Annotated in this window: 1 protein-coding gene; it reads right to left on the bottom strand. The window is 59.5% G+C overall.

Annotation, left to right across the window (positions count from 1 at the left end):
* Positions 1 to 31: 31 nt before the first annotated feature.
* Positions 32 to 979, bottom strand: a complete 948-nt coding sequence (locus CAG33_RS28025; RefSeq protein WP_085641290.1) for an IS110 family transposase — start codon at positions 977 to 979, stop codon at positions 32 to 34.
* Positions 980 to 1,201: the final 222 nt, after the last annotated feature.

Genomic DNA, 1,201 nt, shown 5'->3' with positions numbered 1-1,201 from the left:
TGTGGGAGATTCTATGGTTGAGGCAAAGCCCTCAGCCTGCTTTTGGTTCATATTCGCTTTGCCCTTTGAGCAGGGCGAATACGATCCGGGCCAGTTTGCGGGCCAGTATCACCAGCGCCTGCGTGGTGCTGAACCCTTTGGCCCGTTGCTCCTCATAAAAACCTTTCCAGGCCGCCGTTCGGCTGGCCGACATGGCGGCGTTGTGCAGAAGCCGACGCACCTCCGGATCGCCGCGTTTCGTCAGGCTGCGTCGGCCGTCCTTCTGTCCCGACTGGGAAACCCGCAAGTCCATCCCCAAAAAGGCGATGAACGCATCGGCACTCCTGAAGTCACCCCTCTGGAACGCGGCGATCAAGCGGGCGCCCGTCAGAAAACCGATGCCTTCAACTTTCATGCAGCGCCTCAGCTGAGCCAGCAGGCCGGCCTCTTTCAGCTGGTCGTTGATCATCTTCTCGACCAGCACCTCAAGCCTCTGCATCGAGGCCACCTGTTCGGCAAAGGCGGTTTTGAGCAGCGGCTCATTCGCCCAGCTCTGTACCAGGCCGACCCGTGCCTGAACCAGCACCGCGCGCCGGCGGAAAAGGCTCAGGAGTCGCTGGTACAGCGGCGATGGCGGCGTCCACGGGCGAAGTTCCTCATGTTCGTTTTTCAGGTACCGGGCGAGCAACCTTGCGTCCAGCGCATCGGTCTTGGCGCGAACCTTCACACCCTTGCGGTAGTGACTCAGTTCATAGCCGCCGACCATGTAGATCGTGCAGCCGGCCTCATGGGCCAGATCGGCGAACTCCAGGTGATAGACATTGGTCGACTCAATCGCCACATCGACCGGCCCCGGCAAGCCTTTCAGCCATTTCCTGATGGCTGGCTTGTCATTGGGAAGGGTCTCGAGCAGATCCGGCTCGGCCTGGTAGATCACCAACTCGTTCTTGGCGACATCCACACCCACAATTGGCCTGGAAGCAGAAACCGACATTGCCATTGAACACCCCCCGAGATATGGTTTTGAGCACTTGAAGGGATCACCCAGGGGCGCAGGCTTGTTCCTATAGTCGGTCGAGCCAGATGCATTCTTTATCGGCGCTTGGGTGAAAGGAGGAGGGGCGAAATCTCCCACGGGTCTGTACTGCGTCAACAGTCAGAATCCAGCCTAGTCCCTCCTCCTCCCTTCAAGTACCAGCATACAAGCCAGCCTGCTGGCGAT

The sequence above is a fragment of the Pseudomonas sp. B3(2017) genome (genome assembly GCF_002113595.1).
Classification (GTDB): Bacteria; Pseudomonadota; Gammaproteobacteria; order Pseudomonadales; family Pseudomonadaceae; genus Aquipseudomonas; species Aquipseudomonas ekonensis.
This window is presented reverse-complemented; position numbering and strand designations above follow the sequence as displayed.

Coding starts and splice junctions, on each gene's coding strand:
- CAG33_RS28025 (WP_085641290.1), bottom strand. CDS start 979: ATGGCAATGTCGGTTTCTGCTTCCAGGCCAATTGTGGGTGTGGATGTC.